The organism is Paenibacillus sp. NPDC101420, from assembly GCF_050277435.1.
Taxonomy (GTDB): domain Bacteria; phylum Bacillota; class Bacilli; order Paenibacillales; family Paenibacillaceae; genus Paenibacillus_AQ.
Genome location: NZ_JBNNSE010000011.1, coordinates 65337 through 89223 on the forward strand (window position 1 = coordinate 65337; position 23887 = coordinate 89223).

Here is a 23887-nt window from a genome sequence, read left to right on the forward strand (position 1 = left end):
TGGATACATGGCGGAGACACCTTTTTAATCATGCCTTATAATTATTCAGTGGATTTAGCCAGCTGCGCTTCAATCGCTGCAGTTAACCCTTCATAGGAGGAGTCAGGAAGCAGGGTTCCGTTTACCATAAATTTAGGTGTACCATTTACCCCGTACGATCCCGCGATCTTGAAGTCTTCTTTGACGTCGAACATGTAGGTATGATTCTTGAGATCTGTTTCGAATTGTGCGTAATCAATACCTTCAATGTTATCTTTGACGAAATTTAGAATGAACTTCTGTGTGGCCCATATTTTGCTTTCATCGCCTTGATTGGCGTACAGCTTATGGAGATATTCCCAGAACTTCTCGTTGCTTTGCTTAAAAATGGCTTCACCTGCACTTGCAGCAAGATAGGAATCTCGATCAAGGAAGGCAAAGTTCATGAAGAAAAGCTCAACTTTTCCGGTATCCACGTAGTCCTTAACAAACGTATCCAGATATTTCTCCGTCCAGTTTTTGCAGGCAGGACATTTGAAATCTGCAAATTCGATGACTTTGATTTTGGCATCAGGACTACCAAGATGAGGTTGCTTTTCATATTTCAGCCCATCAACAACAATGCTCCCCTTCACATCAGTGTAGTTAGGTAAACCCTCTGAACTGTCCGTCTTGTCATTTAGAATGAAGACAATAACAGCGACAAGGATTACAACAACTATACCTAAGAGCATGGGAAGCATTTGTTTGTTAGTTCGAGAATGGTTGGACTTCACTTTCTTGTTCATATCTCATCTCCTACCTCATTTAGGAATTATACAAAAATAGTATAATCATCCCAGAGGTAGAGTAGATATGTCATTTGTAACAATGTCTGAGGTTACTTTGCACCTAGAGTTTCTGCAGGGTAGCAGTACGAATAACAGGAGGCACCTCATGGATGGAGGAAATGGTCTTCACTGCTTGTTGCATTTCTTGCTCCAGTTCAATAAGGTTATAGCTCCATTCATTCTGTTGCTTCAGATAGATACTGTTAATGCCTGCGGTTACTGCCGGAAGTACATCTGTACGTAAAGAGTTACCAATCATCCAGGTGCGTTTGCGGTCAAAGCCTTGCGTAGTCAAAATATTTTCAAGTGCCTCAACATTTTTATGTTGACGAATATAGATCCGGTCATCAAAGTAAGCATCTAGCTTCATTTGCTCAATTTTACGTTGTTGGATCGTATCGTCTCCACCTGTATACAGGAATAAATGGTGACCATCCTGCTTCAGAGTATCAAGCGTTTCAACCATGCCAGGGTAAGCTTCGATTTCTTGATCATAGACGCTTAGTCCAAGCTTGTGTAACTGTTGTTCTTGAAAACGGTCCGTCGGACGATTATATTTGGCGCAGAAATAGCGGTAGGTAGCGATTAGGGATTTAGGGAAATTATCGCTGGCAAGACCACTTGTGTTGACCGTGTGCACGTCAATTTCTATTTGTTTATCACGTAATTCACTGGTGCTTGGGCCAAATTCATTAAACCAATCAGTCATTAGCTCAAAATATTGCCCTAAAATCAGATCGAAATATTTGTTGCAGTGGACCAGTGTATCATCTAGATCGAAAATCACCTGTTGTGTCATGTATTTCATATCTCTCACTCCTTGGATCTGTATCTGTATAGTGTTCTATAGATAAATATAAGACTCTAGGAACATTTGCAGCTCTGATGCGCCGTCAGGGCGAATACTGAAACGTTCATCTTGTTCACCTCTAAGATGGATGCGGAGTAGGCCGGCTACTCGTAGAATCATAAGGTGATGCATCAGCATTTCTCTGGATTGATTCAGATCAGATTGCATCTCCCACAACGACTTGGGTTCATGTGCGACATAGCGAAGCAATCGAAGTCTTGTGGGGTCGGAAAGTGCCTTGGTCATGCGCAAAAGCACCATAGGTGGTTCATTTTCGTCTTCTAAAGGTACATCTACAGGATATTGTACGATCACCATGGTTTTGTAGAAGCAGTAGGTGTTAATCGGACGATTATGAACAGTTGGCAGTAATACAATCGTCTTTAGATCCGTGATCTCCTCGAAAACTACACCGCCAGATGCGTATTCAATTAGAGAAATGGGGTCCATTTTGCTTTCAAGCATTTTTTTCTCAGAAGCATCTTCAATTAATAGCGGTAATATTTTGTGCTCCACATGGCGGAAGTATTGCTCGTACCAGAGACGCAAAAGTGGACTATAGCTGCTCCGAATCCGAAAAGCATCTTCAATCGTAAACTCCTGAATGAGCGGAGCGATCTGCTGATAACATTCTTCTATGGAGGCTGAATCCAGATCATCTAGGAAATGCTGCACTGAAGTTGCGGGTCCTCGAATGTAAACCCAGGCATATAGCACATCATAATCCGTAAAAGGCCACTCGGCGGCTTGCATTAAAGCTGTTACCTTATGAGGAGAAATGCGATCTTCCACATCACTTATCCAGTGGGGACCAATGTCCAAATTGGAGATCCATTTTCTAGTTACATATAACATAAAACTGTCCAGCAGTTCATAAACCGGCGATACGTCGATCTTTAATTCGTACTCCATGTCTCATGCACCCCCAGGAAATCCGTAACATCTTCATATTATCTCTTGTTTTGAAGAGGGTTGTCCACTATAATGTTCGGTGTTTGCCAATTGGCGTTAGAACAAATTAGCGTTATTAATTATAGGGGGATATCATCTGTGTCAGACCGGCCAAAATTATCTATTCGAAGTAACAGCAAAATGAATTTCATGATTCTTATCACCGCTACTATAGCGGCTGGACTCAGCCAAGGAATGCTGCTTCCCGTATTATCCATTCTATTGGAGCAGAAAGGAGTTTCCTCTTCGCTTAATGGACTTAATGCAGCTGCTTTATACATAGGATCATTCGGAATGACCTTGATTGCTGAAAGAGTTCTCGGAGCGATTGGATTCAAAAAATTGATTGCTGGCGGGATAAGCTTAGTCTTAGTAAGCTTGCTCTTATTCCCCTTTTTTCCTGGAATCAAAATATGGTTTGTGTTACGTCTACTTGTAGGTGTTGGTGATGCAGCTATCAATTATGCCGCCCAGCTATGGGTGCTGCTAATGACGCCTGCCGAGCATCGTGGACGAAATCTTTCCCTGTATGGGATGTCCTATGGCCTGGGCTTTAGCTTGGGGCCACTTGGAATTAGTCTGCTGCGCTTTGGTCAGGCAACACCCTTTATTGTTCTAGCTTTTCTTTTTTTGCTGGTCCTAATACTAGCCGTTACATTACTTCCGGATTCACGTCCAGATAAAGTTGAGAGTGGAGAAAGTCAGGTACGCCGTTTTGGACGTTGTTACAGTCTAGCGTGGTTCGCTTTAATTCCTGCACTCCTATACGGTTTCATGGAAGCAAGCTTAAACAGTAATTTTCCAGTGTATGGCCTCCGGATCGGATACAGCACGGATCAAATTGCAGCCTTATTGCCTTTTGCGGGCATTGGAGGACTGTTGTTACAATTCCCGCTAGGACTGTGGAGCGACCGTTTTGGTCGTAAGAAGGTATTGATTCTTACTGGGATTGGAGGCGGGATTGCCTTCGCATTACTGCCATTAGCAGGTGACCATTTCAAAGTGACTATGGTGCTGTTGATGATTGCTGGTGGACTTGTAGGCTCCTTTTTCTCGTTAGGGCTTAGTCTGGCTGCGGACATTTTACCACGACATTTACTGCCTGCTGCAAATGTGGTTGCTTCTTTTCATTTTAGTATAGGCAGTATTATAGGTCCAGGTATCGGCGGTTTGCTCATGCAAGTCGGCTGGGGCGGGGGGATTTTCGGCTTGATGGGCGCTTTATATATCGCCTTCGGATTGCTTGGGTTATTTTTCTCGCCACGGCAAAAAATTTGAGGTAAGATAAGAACGAGTGCTCGCATGGAAATTCATCTGGCTTTCAGAGTACACTATAGATTATAGATAAAGACAGGGAGAGGCTGAACTATGATCACAGTTGAACACTTAGCCAAGGCAGTTGGGGAAGATAAGAATCCAGTTCTACAGGATATAGGGTTTCAATTAGAACCGGGTGAGTTCGTAGCAATACTTGGAGCTAGCGGTAGCGGTAAGACCACTTTACTGCGCTGTTTAGCGCTGCGTGAGAAGTGGGATAGAGGGAATTTTAGAGTGGACGGTACAGATATAATGGCGAGTGCCTTTACAGGTAAAAGAAAAATCCGCCGCGAGTGGGCATACCTGGAGCAGAATGCAGAGCTCAATCCTAACCGTACTGCATTGAAAAATGTACTGATCGGCCAGTCTTCACAAACGCCGTTATGGCGAATGGTCACTGGGATGGTACGTTCAGATGATTATATGGGTGCAATGGATGAACTGGACGCCCTTGGCCTCCTGGATAAGGCGAAGATGAAGACAAGTCAACTTAGTGGCGGAGAAAGGCAGCGTGTAGCGATTGCTAGAGCGTTGACTCACGGTGCTAAAGTGATTTTAGCGGATGAACCGGTTACGGGATTAGATCCTAAATCCGCGGAGAGTGTCTTGGAAACATTGCGGAAGCTGTGTAAAGAAACCGGTCTTACGGTTGTAACGGTGTTACCGATTGAATTAGCGGAACGTTTTGCTACGCGTCTATGGGTACTAGAAGACGGCAGAATTAAGCATGATATAAAGGGGCGTAGATTAACGTTCCAAGAACGTGCAAATCTTTAAATATAGGACACGGATAAGGAAAAGAGTGATGAAGTTGAATATGAGAAGTCTTAGGTGCTTTGTAGCCGCAACGCTGACGTTATCCGTACTGTCGGGTTGTACTTTCATCAGTGATCCTGTTTCTAAGATGAAATCCCCACAATTGTCTGCTGACAAAGCAACACTTATGGCTGCTATTAATTCACTTAAGCCAGCAGGTTCCACGTTGATTCGTCCGACCAATGACGATGATAGTACCATCTTTACTGAGGATCTCAATAAGGATGGAGTTATGGAGACGCTAGTGTTCTATAGGACTCCAGGTGAAGCCGTACAGATTCACGGGATGATACTGGAGAAACAGGGCGACACATGGGTCAAAAAACTTGTATTCGATGGCGACGGGTCTGTGCTGGAATCGGTTGATTTGAAGGATATGACGGGTGATGGGAAGCTTGAAATTGTTACCGGCTATTCACAAGGTGAAGAAAAGGGTCTTGTCGTCTATAGCTATTCCAGCGGAACATTAGAAGAAGTGCTTTCACATCCTTATACTAAATATATGATTGATGATCTTAATGGGGATGGAATTGAAGACATAACCGTTGTTTACTTTAAAAGAAATGAATTTGCAACCATTTCGGTCTATCAGTACAATGATGGCTTTAAGGTACTCGATAAGCTTGATAATATCGATCCTTATTTTAATAATTATTACAATATTGTTGCAGGAAAAATCTCAGAGAATAAAGAAGGAATCGTATTGGATGCTGCGGTGGATTCCCAATCTGCCTATACCTCTATTGTCGTTATGGAGAATAACAAGCTGCGTGTGGCATTACCAGGCGATGCGCGGACTTATAAAGATCGTCGGATTGCAAGTGAAGATATTGATCATGATGGCATTATTGAAATTGGATTGCTTGAGGCGCCTAAAGGATGGGAGTATTTCGATCCAGCTGAAATTCCATACTTTACCTCCTATTATAAATGGGATGGGAAAGAAGGTCTGACCTTCGCAACCCAGCTATATCATGATCCATCGGATCGATTCAATATTAATTTTTCTCCGGAATGGCATGGAAAGGTGACAGTTGATACGAAATCGGTTCTGGATAAGAACCTTAAGTTTATCATGTCAGATACCGGTGAGACGGTTGCTGAGGTTTCCTTCTTTTCTCCTTCAGAATGGGATCGCGTAAAAAATGACGGTTGGGATTTGCTTGCACGTGATGCAGACAAGGTCATCGCCTACCGCGGTAAGTTAGAACAAAGTACAACAAAGGAAGGAAGCAATAAAATTGCTTCCCCTATAGAAAGGAAGGGAATAGATGAGTAAAGTACTGATACTGGAAGATGAGGAGTCCATTCGTAGTTTTATTGTCATTAACTTGAAGCGTAATGGGTTCGAAGTGATAGAGGCTGCGGATGGGCATGAAGCTCTTCACAAGTTAACCACGATCCCTGATATTGATATCGCTCTGTTGGATGTAATGGTTCCGGGTATTGATGGATTTGAAGTATGTAGACGGGTCAGAGAAACCAATGAGCGTTTGGGTATTATTTTTCTGACAGCCAAGGTTCAAGAGCAAGATAAAGTGTATGCATTGTCTGTAGGAGCGGATGACCATGTTAGCAAGCCATTCAGCCCCACAGAACTGATTGCTCGAATTCAATCTTTGCTGCGCCGAGTGAACGTTCATCGTGAACAGTCAGCGAAAGTTTCATTCGTTTCAGGGCCATTTACCTTGGATCTTATTTCCAAACATTTTAAACGTGATAATGAAGCGATTGAACTGACGCCAACGGAATTTTCGTTGATTCAATTCTTCCTCGAAAAAGAAAATACACCGCTCAGCCGCGATCTTCTGCTGGATCATGTGTGGGGCAAGGAGTATATGGGTGATCCCAAAATTGTGGATGTGAATATTCGTCGTCTGCGTCAAAAAATAGAGAATAATCCGTCAGAGCCAGAATTTTTGCAAACGGTATGGGGACACGGATATAGATGGAAAGGCCAAGTACAATGATTAAGAAGGGGATGCGCAGACAAATTGTTCTACACTACATTCTTGTAGTTTTTTTGGCGCTTCTCCTCGTAGAAGTTATCTTCCTGCTTGCCATCAGAACGTATTATTATGACAGTGTATATAGCAAGATGAAAAATCACATTACCACGGCAGAGTCGTTTTTTCATAAATACGAGCTAGATGGCGATAACAACTCGAATCAGCTGCAAGTACTGCTGGATAGATTTGAGCTGCCCAATACAGAGCTAGAAGTATTGACCATGAATGGTGACATGATTACCAGTTCAACCGGTTTTCAGCCTGATCGTACGATTACAACTAGTGACGTCCCTGAAGCGGTAGGGGGCAGTATTGGCCGCTGGGTAGGACGCCAGAGTGGTACTAACGAGAGTGTTATGGCTGTGTCCAAGATGCTGCAGGTTCACGGACGTGATACGTATATTCTAAGATATCTTACTTCACTTGAGGGTATCAACAACGATTTGCTTAATCTTACGTTACTGTCAATTGGAATAGGTGCAGCTGTTATGGCTGTTGTTATCGTGTTCAGCTTCGGACTTGCCAATTCAATCGTAAAGCCGCTCAATAACATTACGGCGGTATCAGCCCAAATGGCTAAGGGTAGATTTAATGTGCGGATTAAGGGGAATTACAAATTTGAGATTGGTGACTTGGCTTCAACGCTGAATTATATGGCTCAGGAAATTGTGCGCAGTAATCAGATTAAGGATGATTTCATCTCGTCCATTTCACATGAGCTTCGGACACCCCTTACTAGTATCAAGGGCTGGAGTGAAACCTTGGTCTCTGGTGGCTATGATCCGGAGGAGACGAAGCTTGGAGTCAGCATCATTTCCAAAGAAAGTGAACGCTTGATTGGTCTAGTAGAGGAGATTCTAGACTTTTCAAAGCTGCAGCAGAACCAAATGAAGCTGTCCATTGGGATTGTTGACGTGAAAGTGTTACTTCAGGAGACTATACTTAATATTTGGGCCAAGGCGGAGAAGAAACGGATTCACCTGCTTCTTGAATGTGAAGACGGGATCTATGTTAAAGGGGATGCCAATCGTCTAAAACAAGTGTTCTTGAATCTGGTAGACAATGCCGTGAAGTTTTCACATGAGGAGTCCAGTATAGAATTGTCTGCGAAGAGAATTTCGGCTACAGAGACTGCTATCATGGTTCGTGATAGTGGGATTGGGATTAGTGAAGCACATATCTCCAGAGTGAAAGACCGTTTCTTTCAAGTGGATGCGTTGAACGGGGGAACGGGCTTAGGTCTAGCCATCTCACAACAAATCGTGGAACTTCACCATGGGAAGCTTGAAATGGAAAGTGAGCTAGGTAGTGGAACTGAAGTTACCGTAATCTTGCCACTTACTGAGAAGCTGCCTGAAGTCAATTCAGATCATGTAGCACAAATAACAGCTACCTTACCTGAATCAGATGTCTAGGAGGTATGGAAATGGAAGTATGGGGGAATTCGATTAGGATCGTTCGTGGAGAACCTGATCGGACTGGTGATATCTTGAGGCTGCTGCAGGAAGCAGCAAATTGGATGGAACGAAATGGGATTAAGCAATGGACCCCCGGCCAATTTAACGAGAATGATATCACAGGCTATTTCACTGATAGACATGTTTATCTTGCGATTGACGATGAAGCAGTAGTTGGAATGTTCACATTACAATTCAGTGATCCTCAATACTGGGGAAGCAAAAACGATGAGTCTTATGCATATTTGCATAGATTAGCTGTAGCGGGTTCACACCGCAGTCAGGGACTTGGTCAGCATATGCTTAAATATGCTGCGGTGCGAGCCAAAGAACTTGGCTGCAGAGGACTCAGATTTGATACCGTCGCACATAACATTAAACTCAATCGTTATTATCAGAGCATGGGTTTTCATTACATGGGTACTAACGATATGGGAAATGGTCGTTTAGTGAACCTGTATGAGCATTTTGAGGAACAACCTGATTCCGATCGTCTGATTCTTAGATTTATTTCTGAATCGGACTTTGAGCACCTGAAACGATGGAGTGTCTCACCTGAGTATCTGAAGCAATGGGCTGGACCTTCACTAACTTTTCCTCTTGACGATGACCAGCTTACTAAGTATTTAGATGGGGCTAATCATCCAGCGAATTCTGATCGCCTTATTTTCTGTGCGGTGCATGAAGCTACTCAGCAGGTCGTGGGACACATCAGTTTTTCAGCCATAGACCGGGCGAATCGATCTGCACGTATTGGCGGAGTAGTAGTAGATACTGATTATCAGGGCAGAGGCTTTGGAACAAGGATGATGAATGAAATGCTCCGGATCGGATTTGAGAGCTTGGATCTGCATCGTATTTCTCTGGGAGCTTTTGCTTTCAACACTGTTGCCCTGAAAACCTATGAAGCATTGGGCTTTAAGCGGGAGGGTGTAGAGCGCGAATCAGCGCTGTTTGGGGAGCAATATGTAGATTGTGTGGAAATGAGTATTTTAGATCGAGAATGGTTAGCGCTCCATGAATCATAAAGGTTAACTTCTAACAACCGAAGGGGCTGTTGCTCTGGTCATGTTCGACCAGGACAACAGCCCCTTTTTATATAAAGTATTTATATATATAATGGTTTTATGAAGGGAGAACTTCCCGTAGACGTCCTGTCTTCTCATAAACATCCTGAAACAGACGGGAGGGTTGATTTCGAACCGCTGGCTTAGGAGCTACGGTCTCATTAGGTCCAACAACTACAATATTATTAATACTTCCCTTGACGACAGCACCATCCTTAATAATGGCGCCTTCGCCAATAATGGCATTTTCGATCTGTACTCCACGTCCAATGCGAACGCCAGGCATAATAACGCTTTGTTTAATTTGGCTCATTTTGCCAATTTCCACACCATTGAAGATTACAGAACGTTGCAAGCTGCCTTCTTGCGTGCAGAATTCATTCACGAGAGAGTCCGTTGATGGAATCTGAACACGTGGTTTATGAACAGCAAGCTTAGTCCGGCGACTCCGGCTATACATCGGCCAATGAGCTTTGTCGAGCTTCATGCCATTGTTTTTTTGCAGAAGATCCATATGTGCTTCCCAGAGACTACCCACAGTACCTACATCTCTCCAGTATCCTTTGAAGCGGTAAGCGAATAAATCATCATTCTGATCAAGCATCGTTGGTATAACGTCTTTACCAAAGTCATGACTGGAATTAGGATTAGCTGCATCCCGCAACAAGTGCTCCTTCAGATAAGCCCACTCAAACAGATATATACCCATAGAAGCTAAATTACTTTTAGGTACTTTTGGTTTTTCCGCAAACTCAGAGATTTTTAGTTCATCATTTACGTTCATCACTCCAAAACGACTAGCTTCATCCCAAGGAACCTCCATTACGGAGATGGTGGCTTTTGCAGCCTTCTCTACATGGTAATCCAACATTTTCCGGTAATTCATATGGTAAATATGATCACCGGATAGAATGAGAACATGTTCTGGATTACGGCTATCGATATACTCAATATTCTTATAAATCGCATCAGCAGTTCCTGTATAGCTGTCTCTGCCTTCAACACCGGAAGGAAGCAGGGTTACACCTTTATCCTTTTGACTATGTAAACCCCAAGGTTCACCTTCACCGATGTGTTCATGTAAGGATTCAGCTTCATATTGCGTCAGGACACCTACTGTATCAATTTTAGAATTTACACAATTACTTAGTGGGAAATCAATAATTTTATACTGTCCACCGAAAGGGACTGCAGGCTTAGCCATACTGGAAGTCAAGGGAGCCAATCTGCGGCCTTCCCCTCCTGCCAAGAGCATGGCGATACAATCTTTTTTGTTATTCATTTGTTATCCCTCCCATTTATTTTGTCAATGCTTGATATATAAACTCACGACAAGCACTTGAAACGACATAGGTGAAGTATATTGCTGTGTAAAAAGAAAAATTACAATTAATATTTCTTTATCAGAAAATCTTTTGTTTTCACATCAAATCATTTTCAAAATGGTAATATTCGGGTAATGTAATAGGTACAAGCATTCAAAAAAGGTGGTGTAGAATTGGCTGAAAAAGCAACAATCGATACCCTTCCGTCAGCATCTGATATTTATTTGTTCCATGAGGGCACCAATTATCGCAGCTATTCTATGCTGGGTGCGCACACTGCCGCTGAAGAAGGCGTTACGGGCGTGCGCTTTACCGTGTGGGCTCCTCATGCGACATATGTAGGACTAGCTGGTGATCATAATGGCTGGGATGGAACGCAGGACATGGACTCGTTATATAAGATACCCGATTCAGGATTTTGGAGTCGTTTTTTTCCGGGAATACAGCCGGGAACTTTTTACAAATACAGGATTGTTGCCAGTGATGGCTCCAGCTTCCTAAAAGCGGATCCTTTTGCCTTCAAAGCTGAGGTTCGACCGGCGACTGCATCCGTTGTTACGGATCTCAGTGGTTATCGTTGGGGAGATGCTGCATGGCGGAGAAAGAGTAAAGCTCCATATCATCAACCGATGAACATTTATGAGATGCATTTTGGAACTTGGCGTCAAAAAGAAGATGGGGAATTTTACAGCTATCAGGAAATGAGTGAATTATTAATTCCTTATTTGGTGGAAATGGGTTATACCCATGTTGAGTTTATGCCGCTTGCTGAGCATCCATACGATTTGTCATGGGGCTATCAAGGTACGGGGTATTTTGCGGCTACGAGCCGATATGGTGAACCCCATGAGTTGATGTATTTAATCGATCATTTGCATCAAGCTGGAATTGGTGTCATTCTGGATTGGGTTCCGGCCCATTTTGCAAAGGATGCACACGGTTTAAGAATGTTTGATGGCTCGCCACTTTATGAATATGCAGATCCAATGTTAGCGGAAAAACCAGGCTGGGGAACCCTATCGTTCGACTTCAGCAAGCCTGAGATTTCTTCGTTCCTCATTTCTAATGCACTCTTTTGGTTTGAGTATTATCATATTGACGGGATGCGTGTAGATGCGGTTACCAGCATGCTTCGTCTCGATTTTGAAAAGCAAGCTCATCAATATCGACGCAATGTGAATGGTGGTCTGGAGAATCTAGAGGCCATCAAATTTATTCAGAACCTGAATAAGGCGATATTTCAGTATTTTCCTAAGGCATTAATGATGGCAGAAGAATCTAGTGCTTGGCCGGGAGTTACAGCACCAGCTCATGAAGGTGGCCTCGGTTTTAACTACAAATGGAATATGGGATGGATGAATGACACATTGGGCTACATAGAACATGATTTTGGGGGGCGCCCTCATCATCATAATTTATTAACATTTCCAATATGTTATGCTTATGCCGAAAATTATGCATTACCGTTATCACATGATGAGGTTGTACATGGCAAAAAGTCGTTACTGGACAAAATGCCCGGTTCTTATGAACAAAAGTTCGCAGGACTTAGACAGCTGCTTGGTTATCAAATATCTCATCCCGGAAAGAAACTCCTGTTCATGGGTGGAGAATTTGGTCAATTTATTGAGTGGAAGGATCAGGAGCAGCTGGATTGGCTACTGCTGGACTATGACAGCCATCGCGGCATGCTAGCTTACACAGCTGCACTTAATAAACTGTATCGCTCGGAGAAAGCCCTGTGGGAGCTTGATCATTCCCAAGAGGGTTATCAATGGATTGATGCAGATGACAATGAACAAAGCGTAATTTCATATCTGCGAAAAGGCAAGAAGCCTGGAGATACGTTGCTGTTTATCATTAATTTTCAACCTGTCCAGCGTCAACAGTATCGTATAGGGGTTCCACGCCCAGGGACCTATGAAGAACTTTTTAGCTCGGAAGATGTAGCGTTCGGAGGTTCGGGTATACACAACTTGCCTCAGAAGAGCAAAAAGTTAGAATGGCATAATCAGGTGAACAGTATAGAGCTAACATTACCGCCTCTTAGCTTCCTGGTGTTTAAGAAAACGTCACGAGTGGGTAAGAGTAAAGAGGCAAATGAGTCATAGATTAAAGAACGAATAGAGAATCCGTACACTTTAAAGGGGGAAATAATCATGAAAGTTTTATTTGCCGCAGCTGAAGCTCATCCATTTATCAAAACGGGTGGTCTGGCCGATGTCATTGGGGCATTACCTAAAGCACTGAAGGGTGCCGGGGTAGATGTACGAGTGATTTTGCCTAAATATCGTGGGATTCCAGAAAAGTTCACTTCAAAAATGGAGCATTTAACAGAAGTGTATGTGCCAATCGGTTGGCGTAATCAATACTGCGGGATCGAACATATGGTTTATGACGGTATTCCCGTTTACTTTATCGACAATGAATATTATTTTGGACGGGACGGAATCTACGGATATATGGACGATGGGGAACGCTTCGCGTTCTATAATCGTGCGGTGCTGGAGTGTCTGCCAGCTATTGATTTTCAGCCGGACGTCTTGCATTGCCATGATTGGCATGCGGCTGTAATCCCAATGCTGCTTCAGGGTCATTATCGACACAATCCATTTTACAGCGAAATGCGAAGTGTATTTACCATACATAACCTGTTGTATCAGGGTGTGTTTCCATATGAGGTGCTTGGGGAGCTATTGGGTCTTGACAGCAGTTATTTTGGAGGCGTGGAGTATTACGGGAATGTGAATTTCTTAAAAGGTGGCATTGTATACAGCGACCGTGTCACCACAGTAAGTCCAACCTACTCGGAAGAAATTCGAACACCTTATTATGGTTACGGACTGGATGGATTGTTGAATGCGCGAGCGGATGTTTTGAGCGGTATTGTGAATGGAATAGATACAAAAAGTTATAATCCTGCAACAGATACAAGTCTTGCTACCCGTTATCGTTCTAATCTGGCGAAGAAAACGGAGAACAAATTAGCCTTGCAGGAGGAATTAGGACTACCTGTGGATGCTAATATTCCGATGGTGGCTATGGTTACTCGTCTTGTGGATTCCAAGGGTTTAGATTTGCTTACGCGTGTATTGGATGAGCTATTGTATAAGGATGACATTCAATTTGTTCTGCTTGGAACGGGGGATGAGTCCTATGAGCGATGGTTTAAGGAAGCGGCTTGGCGTTATCCGACAAAGCTATCTTCACAAATCCTCTTTAATGATGCACTCTCACGCAAAATATATGCTGCTAGTGATATCTTTCTTATGCCTTCCAAGTTTGAACCTTGCGGGATCAGTCAACTTCTCGCTTTACGCTATGGTAGCATACCTGTTGTGCGGGAAACTGGTGGCCTGAATGACACAGTTCAAGCTTATAATGAAGAATCCGGTGAAGGGAACGGCTTTACATTCAGTAACTACAACGCCCACGATATGATGTTTACACTTCGCCGGGCGATCTCATTATACAAGCAGCCTGAACACTGGAAAAAGATTACGAAAAACGCATTCGCTGGCGATTATAGCTGGAATGTATCGGCGCAACAGTACATTGATATTTATAATGAAATTACGGAATAAGGATTCATTAGATTCCGTAATAGGTTAATAAGGGAGTGCACTGAAGTATAACTCATACTTTAGTGCACTCCTTTTATTAATGAAAATTAGGGGCGATTTGCCGCATGATTTGGTTAAGTTAGGGAATAGTAAAAATGTATAAAATTATATAAAATTTGAATAAATATTGAATAATATGTTTCAGAAGAATGAATTCTTTGCTTTGAAACCCATTAAAAGGAAGTTATTGTCACAATTATGCCTTTGCATATTCATGCGTTCTGATTTATAATAAGTCGGTCAAAGAGACAACTTGGATTTTTTTCATACGAATAGGGGAGATATAGAAATGAACAAATGGGGTAAACTTAGTTTAGGTATGTTATTAGCAGTAGGCCTGTTGTCAGGCTGCGGTCAAAATAAAAATGATAGTGATACCGCTGCAAGTGGAAATGCAACTAACGGTGGGGCTACTAAGAAGCTTACTATGGGCACAAGTGCAGATTTTCCTCCGTACGAATTCCATAAAGTAGTAGACGGTAAAGATACTATCGTGGGCTTCGATATCGATATCGCTAAGGAAATTGCTGCTGATATGGGTGCTGAACTTGTAATTAAGGACTTGCCATTCGACTCACTATTGAACGAATTGTCCAGCGGAAGAGTAGATATTGTAATTTCTGGACTTAGCCCGACGGAAGAACGTAAAAAAGCTGTTGATCTTTCAGACATTTATTACAAGGCTGAGCAAGCGATTGTTGTGCGCGAAGCGGACAAAGATAAATACGCCACTATGGATGCTGTAAAAGGTACCAAAATTGGTGTGCAGACTGGATCCATTCAAGAAGAAATTGCTAAAGGGATCGAGGGAGCGAAAATCACTTCGCTTGGTAAAATCTCCGAAATCGTTCTACAATTGCAATCCAATCGTGTAGATACTGCTATCATTGAAGGGCCCGTCGCCAAATCATTCGTTAAGAATGTTCCTGGTCTTGTAATTACTGATGCTAAGCCAGAAGTTGAAGATGACGGTTATGCTATTGGTATTAAAAAAGGAAACAAAGAGCTACTGGATCAAGTAAACAGCACACTGACACGTTTAAACTCAGAAGGTAAAATTGATGAGTACGTAACGGCAGCTAGTGAGCTTGCAGATAGCACGAAGTAAAGAAACAACGGATATTTTTAAAGTCTGCTAAAGTAAATTGTATGTGTATACAGAAAATAGCGACAATAAGCTATTTTCTATTTTTTTGGAGATGGGAGGATAGGTTATGGACATTACTTTATTTAAAATGGCTTATGATTATCGTGATTTTTTCCTAACCGGTTTGCAGTATACCTTGCTGCTTGCTGTTCTAGGCGTCTTCTTTGGTTTTATTCTAGGGATTATTGTTTCCTTGCTACGTATGTCCAAATGGGGTGTGCTTCGCTTCTTGGCAACAGCCTGGGTAGAATTCCTTCGTGGTACACCTATGCTTGTACAACTGTTTCTGATCCATTATGGATTGGCTACATTCGGGATTGAGTTTACACCGATTCAGTCGGGGGCAATCACTCTATCCATTAACAGTTCTGCTTACCTTGCAGAGATTTTCCGTGCTGGGATACAAGGGGTAGATCGTGGACAAATGGAGGCAGCCCGTTCGCTTGGAATGAAGCAAGGGATGACTATGCGCCATATCATACTCCCGCAGGCACTCAAGAGTGTTCTTCCGGCAATCGGAAATGAATTTATTACCATTATCAAGGAATCATCGATTATTTCTTTTATCGGCGTTACGGATTTGATGTTTCAAGCACGAACGGTTACAACGATTTCTTACGATGGTATGACACCACTTGTAATTATCGCATTTATGTACTTTGTGCTGACATTTACGCTATCGAAGATCCTGGGTAGACTGGAAAGGAGGCTGAATACCGATGATCGCCGTTAAGAACTTGCAAAAAAATTACGGAAAGCTGGAAATTCTCAAGGGAATTGACTTGGAGATTCATAAAGGTGAGGTCGTCGTCGTTATCGGACCGAGTGGATCGGGTAAAAGTACCTTTCTGCGCTGTTTGAATCTCCTGGAGCAGCCAACTGGTGGCGAAATTACTTTTGAAGGTGAATCTATTACCTCCAAAAAGCACGATATTAATGTCACACGTGAGAAGATGGGAATGGTATTTCAGCAGTTTAACCTCTTTCCTCACAAAACAGTTCTGCAGAACATTACACTAGCACCGATTAAGGTGAAAAAACAGCAGCAGTCCGAAGCTGATAAATTCGCAATGGAGCTGCTCAAGACTGTAGGCCTAGAAGATAAAAAGGATGCTTATCCTGCTCAACTGTCAGGAGGACAGAAGCAGCGGATCGCGATTGCCCGGGCGCTGGCGATGCAGCCTCATGTGATGCTCTTTGACGAGCCAACCTCAGCCCTTGACCCAGAGATGGTCGGTGAGGTGCTGGAGGTTATGAAGAAGCTTGCAGAAGATGGGATGACAATGGTCATAGTTACGCATGAGATGGGCTTTGCACGCGAAGTGGGCGACCGTATTCTATTTATGGATGGCGGCGTGATTGTAGAGCAGGGTACACCTGCACAAGTATTCGGAAATCCTCAGCATGTACGTACACAGGATTTTTTAAGTAAAGTGTTATAAGTAAGTCAAATTGTAGCGGCGCTCGGGCAAGTTATCCGGGTGCCGCTTTATTTTTTTAACAGTTGCATAATTTGAGGATATAATGGACTGAGTTCATTTATTTATGTAAACCATGTATAATAGATGGTCAAACAACTTGAAAAGGAGTACATACATAATGAAAGATGATCTGCGCCGGATAGGCATTATCGATATTGGTTCTAACTCCATACGTCTTGTAATCTATGATACAACGCCGGAGGGAGGCTATAAGATCATCAAGGAGTGTAAGTACTCTGCGCGTCTTAGTGAGAAGATTACGAAGGAAGGTCGACTGGAGCAGAAGGATATGGAGACGATCATCCCAGTCTTGCGCCAGTTTAAGGAGATCTGCAATGCTTTTGATGTAGAAACCATTCGTGCGGGCGCTACAGCAGCAATCAGAAATGCTGCTAACTCCAGTGAAATTATTGCCTTTTTGTCAGAAGCTTCAACCATACCCATTGAGGTTATCAGTGGTCATCAGGAAGCTTACTTTGGCTTCTTAGGTGTCATAAATGCATTTAATGTTGAAGATGGTTATGTCATCGATATTGGTGGCGGGAGTACTGAAATCACACTTTTTCGCGGGCGGCGTTATCAACATAGTATTTCCTTTCCGTTCGGAGCGGTGAATACCAATCTTATGTTTGGTCAAGGTGGGAACTGGAATGGAGAGCAGATTCAGAAGCTCGAGACCTATGTTCTGGGGAGATTGGTAGAGCATGATTGGCTTAACTCAATAGCAGGTCTTCCACTGTTTGGTCTGGGAGGTACGGTTCGTTCTCTAGGTAAGCTGGATCAAAAGACTAGAGCATACTCATTACCTAACTCTCACGGTTACACCATGGCCAGTGAGACGATTGAGCATTTTATGAACACATTACCTTCAATGCCTTATGATAAGCGTAAAGACTTAGATGGGTTGTCTAAGAGTCGAGCAGATATCATCGTATCCGGGTTGATTATTTTCCATACGGTATATCAGTATATTGGGGCTAGCCAGGCTGTAATCAGCGGGGAGGGGCTCAGGGAAGGTATGCTACATGATCTACTGAAGCCGGAGCAACCGGTGCGAGACAGTGCGCTTGAATACAGTTTAAATACGATTATTCGGTTTGATATTCGTACTTCTAAACGGTATTTAGATCATATTAACAAGCTTGCTCTAAGTCTGTTTGACGCGTTCAAGGATGAGGAGAATAAAGCTGAACATGAGATGTTAATTTATGTATCCATCATGCTACATCGGACAGGGTCTAACATTAACTATTATCAATCTAAACGACACACCCTGTATTGGCTGATGAATTCACCGATTCGTGGACTGACACACCGCCAGCTTATCCTGTGCGCGATGATTGCCTCGTATAGCACAAAAAGCCGGAAGCAGAAATTGTCCCAGATGTATAAGGACATTTTACTGCCTTCCGACGAAGAGTGGATTCATAAGCTCGGATCGCTTGTGCAGCTAAGCATTGCACTAGACAGCACCGAGATCGGGATTGTAAGCGGCCTGAAGGCTAATCTCCACGGCAATACTCTTAATCTGGATCTTGAGGGCGCTTCAGCGCTTCTGATTGGTCTAGAGGACATTGAGAATGCCTTAAAAGCGTTTAAGAATGCTTGGGCGGTGAAGGTGAAACTCGATTTTCCTTCCAACGTGTAACATCCATTGCTGCGAACTGGCTCCGGAAAGGGGCCTTTTTGTCGTCTGGTTGCTCGTAATACCCATTAGGCTGTAAGAAGCTGGCCTTCACATTATCTTTAAGGGATAGTTCAAGAATCTTAACGATTTGTTTACGAATATTGCTGTCTCTTACCGGACACATCAGCTCGATCCGTCGGGTTAGGTTTCTAGTCATCCAGTCTGCACTAGATAAATACACCTCAGGCTTCCCGCCATTTTCAAAATAGTAAATTCTTGAATGCTCCAGAAAGCGGTCGACAATACTGCGAACCGTAATGTTTTCGCTCAAACCTTCAATCCCCGGACGAAGACAACAAACCCCCCGAACGATTAAATCGATAGATACACCGGCCTGTGCGGCACCATATAAATCGTCGATGACTTGTTGATTAGAGAGTGAGTTCATTTTGGCAATGATACGTGCAGGTCTTCCAGCTGCAGCATGCTCCGCTTCACGCTTCATCAGCTTTTGTAAGGAAAGGCTCATGTCCGTTGGAGCTACAATGAAGGAATTCCAGTCAAAATCAGCGGAATAGCCAGTCATTTGATTAAACAGTTCGGAAGCATCAAGTCCGATATCGCTTTGAGCAGTAAATAGACTGAGATCCGTATAGACTTTGGCTGTACTGTCATTGTAGTTTCCTGTGCCTACATGCACGTAACGACGTAATTCATGGCCTTCCTGACGGACAATCAAGGTGACTTTGGCATGCGTTTTTAGACCAACAAGACCATAAACGACATGACATCCGGATTTTTCAAGTTGGCGGGCCCAAGCAATGTTACGTTCCTCATCAAATCTGGCTTTTAACTCAACAACGACTGTTACCTGTTTTCCGGATTCAGCAGCATTAGCGAGTGCAGTGATCAGAGGAGAGTTTCCGCTCACGCGGTATAAAGTCATCTTAATGGCCATCACTTGTTCGTCCTCTGAGGCTTGAATGATAAAGTCCGTCATCGCATCAAAGGATTCGTAAGGGTGATAGACCAGGACATCTCGCTCACGTAATACCTCGAAGAAATCCTCGTTCTCTTCAAATTCAGCAGGGTAGACGGGTTCAATGCTTGGATAGTTTAAGTAACTAAAGCCCTTAATACTGCCGGCGAAATTACGAAGGAAACTTAGATCTAGCGGACCTTCAATTTCGAATACGAAATCTTCAATTTCAAACTCAGCTTGCAGCTGTTCCAAGGCATATGGATGAATTCCTTTTTGTACTTCAAGTCTTGCTGGAACACCGCGGCGACGCTTGCGCAGCTCCTTTTCAATCTCTTCTAGAAGATCCTCGGCCCCTTCTTCGTCGATCGTGAGATCAGAGTTGCGGGTCAAACGAAATTCACTAACGGCAACGGGCTCATAACCACTAAATAAAGTTTGAATGTGATGACGGATGACATCCTCTATAAATACGAACTGCCGTTTCTTACTGTTAGACCGGTGTGGTAGCGGGATACATCTTGGCAGATTAGATGGAATTTGCAGAATAGCAAAAAAAGGCTCTTCTTCAAGGCCATTCTTACGAGTAAGAACTACTGCTAAATAGATAAATTGGCTATGAACGAGTGGAAACGGTCGACTCTGATCTACAGCCATTGGCGTAAGTACAGGATAAATGATATCCCGGTAATATTGTTCTATGGACTGTTCTTGTGCATGAGTGAGATCCTCATAATCAACAAAAACGATACCTTCTTTATGCAAGCTCCGTGAAATATCACGGAAAATTCGGTATTGGTCGGCAACAATTTTGGTAACTCGCTTGATGAGACGTTTGTATAGCCCGGAAGGGGTGTAGCCAGTGAAATCTTTTTTAGTATAGCCTGCCCGGATTTGATCTTGAATTCCTGCCACTCGAACGCTTATGAATTCATCAAGATTGCTTGAGACGATAGCCAGAAATCTAGCCCGCTCCATTAGCGGATTATCAGGGTCTTGAGCTTCTTTCAGCACGCGTCGGTTAAATTCGATCCAGCTCAAATCTCTATTGAGGTAAGCAGTGGCTGGGCTGCTTTGGTTATTTTTATTCTCTTCTGTATTCATGGGACCTCCAAATATGATTCGTTGTCTATATCTATTCTATTTATCATATTCTATCATTCTACTATTGGATAAAGCATGAAATGTTAACGCTATGTAAAATCTTCGGGAATTTTATATGATAATTTTAAAAAATGGTGCATGTATCTTTTAATGTAGTTTACATAATGAAAAATATGTTAACCATAATCCGAAAAAATGACAATATTGAAACTTGATTTTTCACAATGGTAACAATTACATAAGCACAGGTTACAAAATTGTGATATATTAAGTCCTGTCAGTTTTACAAAAGACTGCAACACATCAAGAAATCACACACGGGTTGTACATAAGTACTTAAAATGTACACGAGCGTATACGGAAGTGATACCGTTCACGCCCATCTAATGAGGAGGCAATTATGAAGAACAGATTTAGAACAATTAAAACCCTTGCTGCAATTATGGGAATCAGTGCATTACTGCATGCCGTTCCAGCTCATGCAGACAGCGTTCATATCGCTAAGGATGGCAACACTTTTTATACTTTATCCAAGCAATATAATGTAGGTGTGAATGAATTAATGAAAGCAAACCCAAACGTTGCAGCACTTAACATTTACGAAGGTCTTGAAATTACTATCCCTAGTAAGATGCAGGCTGAGTCCGTAACTACAACTGACAAATCACCAGTGATTACACCAAGTCTGAATGTAAACTCAGAGTCCAAAACAGTTGAAGCATGGGGTAAGTCCTTTAATTATGACAAATCGATTCAAGTCAAAGCTTCAGCTTATTCTTCTGCAAGCAGTGAGAACGGCGGATGGGGTGCAGTAGATTATTTCGGAAATTCTCTCAAGCTTGGAACTATTGCTGTTGATCCAAATGTGATTCCTCTCGGTACCAAAGTATTGGTGACAGGCCATTCACATGATGGATTGCCTAAAGATGCATTCTTAGCAACGGCAACGGATGTGGGCGGTGCTATAAAAGGCAATCGTATCGATATCTTTATCCCTGGTAGCCAAAGCTTTGTATCGTCATTCGGTTATCAATATGTACAATTATACATTGTTAAATAGAAAGATAAAAATAGAGAGAATACCTATGAGATATGAAAAGTTCTAAAATAAGGTTACACAGGAAACGGAGGGAGTCCTTAGCGGCTGCCTCCGTTTTTTTGCGTATTATTAAATATATATTTTTGGAAAATTTATTTACTTTTGGACACTTGAAGTAATTGAGGAACGGTAACGAATGTATAGCCCCGCTTGCGCATAATAGTGATTACTTCAGGTAAAGCCTGAATCGTTCCTTGTAGATGACTACCTGGACCGCCTCCACCGTGCTGAAGAATAATCGCTCCTCTTCCAATATGGGCTAGAATATTATTTCTGACTTGGTTTTTGGAAAGTCCTTTCCAGTCCAATGAGTCCACATTCCAATTCACGAGCGTGTAGCCATGGCTTTTTGCCCATTTAAGCTGCTGTTCACTGATATCCCCATAGGGTGGGCGAATTAGTCGTGGTTTATATCCGGCCAAGGTTTGTATAATATCCTCGGTCTTTATGATTTGTGATTGAAAATCATTCATCGCAAGCTTCACAAACTGAGGGTGGTTATACGAGTGATTTCCAATCGCATGTCCTTCTCTAATCATTCTTTTCACCAAAGCTGGATGTTTTTTTGCTCGGCTTCCCACCACAAAGAAGGTTGCTTTGACATTATATTTTTTCAGGATGCTAAGCAATTGGGGGGTAAATCTTGGATCAGGAACATCATCAAAAGTAAGTGCTATGACTTTATTCCGAGGTCCACTAGTCTTAAAAGTCTCTGGGTATTTGTGTAACAGCTGACTTAATGTCAGACCTTTAGTGTTTTTATTGCTGTTAAGCGTCGAACTATTTGTAGCAGCGCTACCTGCTGAAATTGCCGTATCTTCGTCTGAAGCGGGTACACTTTGTGTTTGTTCTTGCGGAGTCTTCTGACTCTGCACAGGCGCTGACGCAACCTCTGAAGAATAGGTTGGGAATAGCATAGTTATGATTGTTCCTAATACTATAAGCAGTTTCTGACCTCTCCGTTGAAAATACATCCCCATCTGCCTCCTTTACTACCTGATCACCGTCATATTCTTAATTGTTATCTCCATAGATGGGTAGATTTATGCTGATAACAATACAGTATTGGTTAAGATTTCTTGAAGGAACCAATGCGTGTATACTAATAGAACGGGGAATTCCCGAGTCAATTATAGATTACGGAAGGATGGAGACATGTATGTCTGATTTGTTTGCACCGTATGAATTGAAGGGGTTATCGCTGAAGAATCGTATTGTCATGCCACCTATGTGCCAGTATTCGGTGGATAAAGAGGATGGCATCCCTAATGATTGGCATTATGTTCATTATGTAAGCCGTGCTATTGGCGGTACAGGATTTATTATCGTGGAAATGACTGGCGTACATCCAGATGGTAGAATCACTAATCGAGATACAGGAATCTGGAGTGATTCGCAAATTGAAGCTTATCGTAGAATCACGGATGGTGTACATGCGTATGGATCAAAAATCGCTGTTCAATTAGGACATGCTGGACGAAAAGCTGTGGATGCAGAGCCGCCAGTGGCTCCATCAGCAATTCCTTTTGATGCTAATTTCAAAACGCCACAGGCCCTTTCTAAAAAAGGAATTTCAGAATTAATTGAGGCCTTCCGTGAAGGGGCGCGCAGAGCTATAGAGGCAGGATTTGATACGGTCGAAATTCATGGTGCACATGGTTATTTAATTCATCAGTTTCATTCTCCATTGACGAATACCAGAGATGATGAATATGGACAAGATCCTGCGTTGTTCGGAGAACAGGTAGTTAAAGCAGTCCGAGAAGTGGTTCCTGTAGACATGCCATTGATTATGAGAATATCTGCGAAGGAATATGTAGAGGGTGGATATGATGCTGAATACGCTCTGGATATTTGCCGACGGTATAAGAATGCTGGAGTGGATCTGTTCCATGTTTCTTCTGGAGGAGAAGGTCCTATAGGTTCAAATGGAGGGCCGGGTGCAGGCCCTGCTTATCAAGTGGATCTGGCAGAGTTTATCCGTAGTGAATTACAGGTGCCTGTAATTGCAGTGGGGCGGCTTGAATCCTTTACTGAGGCACAGTCCATCGTCGCGGAAGAACGGGCAGAGCTGATAGCCGTTGGCCGTGGGATGTTGAGCGATCCCTATTGGGCTTTACATGCGGAAGAGGCGCTTGGAAGCGTACGTAATGTCCCCAAACCTTATGAACGCGGGATCTGGAAAAAGGGATAGCGCGCTTTGAATGTGAAGTTTGTCACAGATTT

Annotated in this window: 20 protein-coding genes; 14 read left to right on the plus strand and 6 right to left on the minus strand. The window is 42.8% G+C overall.

The window, feature by feature from the left end; all coding sequences use genetic code 11:
* Positions 1-41: 41 nt before the first annotated feature.
* The 3 genes from ACQKMP_RS28800 to ACQKMP_RS28810 form a co-directional block, all read right to left on the minus strand.
* The gene (locus tag ACQKMP_RS28800) at positions 42-767 is read right to left on the minus strand and encodes a DsbA family protein (RefSeq protein WP_427472285.1); all 726 of its coding nucleotides are present in this window, start codon (positions 765-767) and stop codon (positions 42-44) included.
* Between the two features lie 103 nt (positions 768-870).
* Positions 871-1617, minus strand: coding sequence for an HAD family hydrolase (locus ACQKMP_RS28805; RefSeq protein WP_042188784.1), 747 nt, complete (start codon positions 1615-1617; stop codon positions 871-873).
* 36 nt (positions 1618-1653) lie between these two features.
* Complete coding sequence (locus tag ACQKMP_RS28810; protein WP_076283561.1) at positions 1654-2571, minus strand: ArsR/SmtB family transcription factor; 918 nt, start codon at positions 2569-2571, stop codon at positions 1654-1656.
* A 162-nt stretch (positions 2572-2733) separates the two neighbouring features.
* Here ACQKMP_RS28810 and ACQKMP_RS28815 point away from each other — a divergent pair, with 162 nt between their 5' ends.
* From ACQKMP_RS28815 to ACQKMP_RS28840, 6 genes are all read left to right on the plus strand, one after another.
* On the plus strand, positions 2734-3888 hold the full coding sequence (locus ACQKMP_RS28815; protein ID WP_042194031.1) for an MFS transporter: 1155 nt from the start codon (positions 2734-2736) through the stop codon (positions 3886-3888).
* Between the two features lie 90 nt (positions 3889-3978).
* Positions 3979-4704 (plus strand): phosphonate ABC transporter ATP-binding protein, encoded by a 726-nt coding sequence (locus tag ACQKMP_RS28820; protein ID WP_076283562.1) that lies wholly within the window; start codon positions 3979-3981, stop codon positions 4702-4704.
* A gap of 28 nt (positions 4705-4732) precedes the next feature.
* A complete protein-coding gene (locus ACQKMP_RS28825) occupies positions 4733-6022 on the plus strand; it encodes a hypothetical protein (RefSeq protein ID WP_427472288.1) in 1290 nt (429 codons plus the stop codon).
* Entirely contained in the window at positions 6015-6713 is a 699-nt protein-coding gene (locus ACQKMP_RS28830; protein ID WP_042128265.1) for a response regulator transcription factor, read from the plus strand. Before ACQKMP_RS28825 ends, ACQKMP_RS28830 begins: the two co-directional genes overlap by 8 nt.
* Positions 6710-8167, plus strand: coding sequence for a sensor histidine kinase (locus ACQKMP_RS28835; protein WP_042188776.1), 1458 nt, complete (start codon positions 6710-6712; stop codon positions 8165-8167). Before ACQKMP_RS28830 ends, ACQKMP_RS28835 begins: the two co-directional genes overlap by 4 nt.
* An 11-nt stretch (positions 8168-8178) precedes the next feature.
* Complete coding sequence (locus ACQKMP_RS28840) at positions 8179-9237, plus strand: GNAT family N-acetyltransferase (protein ID WP_427472290.1); 1059 nt, start codon at positions 8179-8181, stop codon at positions 9235-9237.
* Between the two features lie 97 nt (positions 9238-9334).
* Here ACQKMP_RS28840 and ACQKMP_RS28845 read toward each other — a convergent pair whose 3' ends face one another.
* Positions 9335-10558 (minus strand): glucose-1-phosphate adenylyltransferase, encoded by a 1224-nt coding sequence (locus tag ACQKMP_RS28845; protein WP_339241566.1) that lies wholly within the window; start codon positions 10556-10558, stop codon positions 9335-9337.
* A gap of 216 nt (positions 10559-10774) precedes the next feature.
* Here ACQKMP_RS28845 and glgB point away from each other — a divergent pair, with 216 nt between their 5' ends.
* From glgB to ACQKMP_RS28875, 6 genes are all read left to right on the plus strand, one after another.
* A complete protein-coding gene (glgB, locus tag ACQKMP_RS28850) occupies positions 10775-12712 on the plus strand; it encodes a 1,4-alpha-glucan branching protein GlgB (RefSeq protein ID WP_427472292.1) in 1938 nt (645 codons plus the stop codon).
* 48 nt (positions 12713-12760) lie between these two features.
* Positions 12761-14185, plus strand: a complete 1425-nt coding sequence (glgA, locus tag ACQKMP_RS28855; protein ID WP_042188772.1) for a glycogen synthase GlgA — start codon at positions 12761-12763, stop codon at positions 14183-14185.
* Between the two features lie 328 nt (positions 14186-14513).
* Entirely contained in the window at positions 14514-15332 is an 819-nt protein-coding gene (locus ACQKMP_RS28860) for a transporter substrate-binding domain-containing protein (RefSeq protein ID WP_042188769.1), read from the plus strand.
* 106 nt (positions 15333-15438) lie between these two features.
* Positions 15439-16104, plus strand: a complete 666-nt coding sequence (locus ACQKMP_RS28865; RefSeq protein ID WP_042128253.1) for an amino acid ABC transporter permease — start codon at positions 15439-15441, stop codon at positions 16102-16104.
* Entirely contained in the window at positions 16091-16813 is a 723-nt protein-coding gene (locus ACQKMP_RS28870; protein WP_042188767.1) for an amino acid ABC transporter ATP-binding protein, read from the plus strand. The genes ACQKMP_RS28865 and ACQKMP_RS28870 overlap by 14 nt, the downstream gene beginning before the upstream one ends.
* Positions 16814-16970: 157 nt before the next feature.
* On the plus strand, positions 16971-18500 hold the full coding sequence (locus ACQKMP_RS28875; protein WP_427472295.1) for a Ppx/GppA family phosphatase: 1530 nt from the start codon (positions 16971-16973) through the stop codon (positions 18498-18500).
* On the opposite strand, the gene ppk1 is transcribed toward ACQKMP_RS28875, so the two are convergent.
* Positions 18448-20562 carry a polyphosphate kinase 1 gene (ppk1, locus tag ACQKMP_RS28880; RefSeq protein WP_427472297.1) on the minus strand — a complete coding sequence of 705 codons (2115 nt, stop codon included), beginning with the start codon at positions 20560-20562 and terminating at the stop codon, positions 18448-18450. The two genes, ACQKMP_RS28875 and ppk1, sit on opposite strands and share 53 nt — an antisense overlap.
* Positions 20563-20962: 400 nt before the next feature.
* Here ppk1 and ACQKMP_RS28885 point away from each other — a divergent pair, with 400 nt between their 5' ends.
* Positions 20963-21622: a 3D domain-containing protein gene (locus ACQKMP_RS28885; protein WP_042188764.1), complete on the plus strand. Its 660-nt coding sequence runs from the start codon at positions 20963-20965 to the stop codon at positions 21620-21622.
* Between the two features lie 131 nt (positions 21623-21753).
* Here the strand turns inward: ACQKMP_RS28885 and ACQKMP_RS28890 are convergent, their stop codons facing one another.
* Positions 21754-22635 carry a polysaccharide deacetylase family protein gene (locus ACQKMP_RS28890; RefSeq protein WP_042188762.1) on the minus strand — a complete coding sequence of 294 codons (882 nt, stop codon included), beginning with the start codon at positions 22633-22635 and terminating at the stop codon, positions 21754-21756.
* 185 nt (positions 22636-22820) lie between these two features.
* On the opposite strand from ACQKMP_RS28890, the gene ACQKMP_RS28895 reads away from it, so the two are divergent.
* Positions 22821-23855 carry an NADH:flavin oxidoreductase/NADH oxidase gene (locus ACQKMP_RS28895; RefSeq protein ID WP_042188760.1) on the plus strand — a complete coding sequence of 345 codons (1035 nt, stop codon included), beginning with the start codon at positions 22821-22823 and terminating at the stop codon, positions 23853-23855.
* The last annotated feature ends 32 nt before the right edge of the window (positions 23856-23887 follow it).

What these genes read in the sequence shown, in the direction of transcription:
- ACQKMP_RS28800 (WP_427472285.1), bottom strand. Translation starts at nt 767, where the DNA reads ATGAACAAGAAAGTGAAGTCCAACCATTCTCGAACTAACAAACAAATG.
- ACQKMP_RS28805 (WP_042188784.1), bottom strand. Translation starts at nt 1,617, where the DNA reads ATGAAATACATGACACAACAGGTGATTTTCGATCTAGATGATACACTG.
- ACQKMP_RS28810 (WP_076283561.1), bottom strand. Translation starts at nt 2,571, where the DNA reads ATGGAGTACGAATTAAAGATCGACGTATCGCCGGTTTATGAACTGCTG.
- ACQKMP_RS28820 (WP_076283562.1), top strand. Translation starts at nt 3,979, where the DNA reads ATGATCACAGTTGAACACTTAGCCAAGGCAGTTGGGGAAGATAAGAAT.
- ACQKMP_RS28825 (WP_427472288.1), top strand. Translation starts at nt 4,733, where the DNA reads ATGAAGTTGAATATGAGAAGTCTTAGGTGCTTTGTAGCCGCAACGCTG.
- ACQKMP_RS28830 (WP_042128265.1), top strand. Translation starts at nt 6,015, where the DNA reads ATGAGTAAAGTACTGATACTGGAAGATGAGGAGTCCATTCGTAGTTTT.
- ACQKMP_RS28835 (WP_042188776.1), top strand. Translation starts at nt 6,710, where the DNA reads ATGATTAAGAAGGGGATGCGCAGACAAATTGTTCTACACTACATTCTT.
- ACQKMP_RS28840 (WP_427472290.1), top strand. Translation starts at nt 8,179, where the DNA reads ATGGAAGTATGGGGGAATTCGATTAGGATCGTTCGTGGAGAACCTGAT.
- ACQKMP_RS28845 (WP_339241566.1), bottom strand. Translation starts at nt 10,558, where the DNA reads ATGAATAACAAAAAAGATTGTATCGCCATGCTCTTGGCAGGAGGGGAA.
- glgA (WP_042188772.1), top strand. Translation starts at nt 12,761, where the DNA reads ATGAAAGTTTTATTTGCCGCAGCTGAAGCTCATCCATTTATCAAAACG.
- ACQKMP_RS28860 (WP_042188769.1), top strand. Translation starts at nt 14,514, where the DNA reads ATGAACAAATGGGGTAAACTTAGTTTAGGTATGTTATTAGCAGTAGGC.
- ACQKMP_RS28865 (WP_042128253.1), top strand. Translation starts at nt 15,439, where the DNA reads ATGGACATTACTTTATTTAAAATGGCTTATGATTATCGTGATTTTTTC.
- ACQKMP_RS28870 (WP_042188767.1), top strand. Translation starts at nt 16,091, where the DNA reads ATGATCGCCGTTAAGAACTTGCAAAAAAATTACGGAAAGCTGGAAATT.
- ACQKMP_RS28875 (WP_427472295.1), top strand. Translation starts at nt 16,971, where the DNA reads ATGAAAGATGATCTGCGCCGGATAGGCATTATCGATATTGGTTCTAAC.
- ppk1 (WP_427472297.1), bottom strand. Translation starts at nt 20,562, where the DNA reads ATGAATACAGAAGAGAATAAAAATAACCAAAGCAGCCCAGCCACTGCT.
- ACQKMP_RS28885 (WP_042188764.1), top strand. Translation starts at nt 20,963, where the DNA reads ATGAAGAACAGATTTAGAACAATTAAAACCCTTGCTGCAATTATGGGA.
- ACQKMP_RS28890 (WP_042188762.1), bottom strand. Translation starts at nt 22,635, where the DNA reads ATGTATTTTCAACGGAGAGGTCAGAAACTGCTTATAGTATTAGGAACA.
- ACQKMP_RS28895 (WP_042188760.1), top strand. Translation starts at nt 22,821, where the DNA reads ATGTCTGATTTGTTTGCACCGTATGAATTGAAGGGGTTATCGCTGAAG.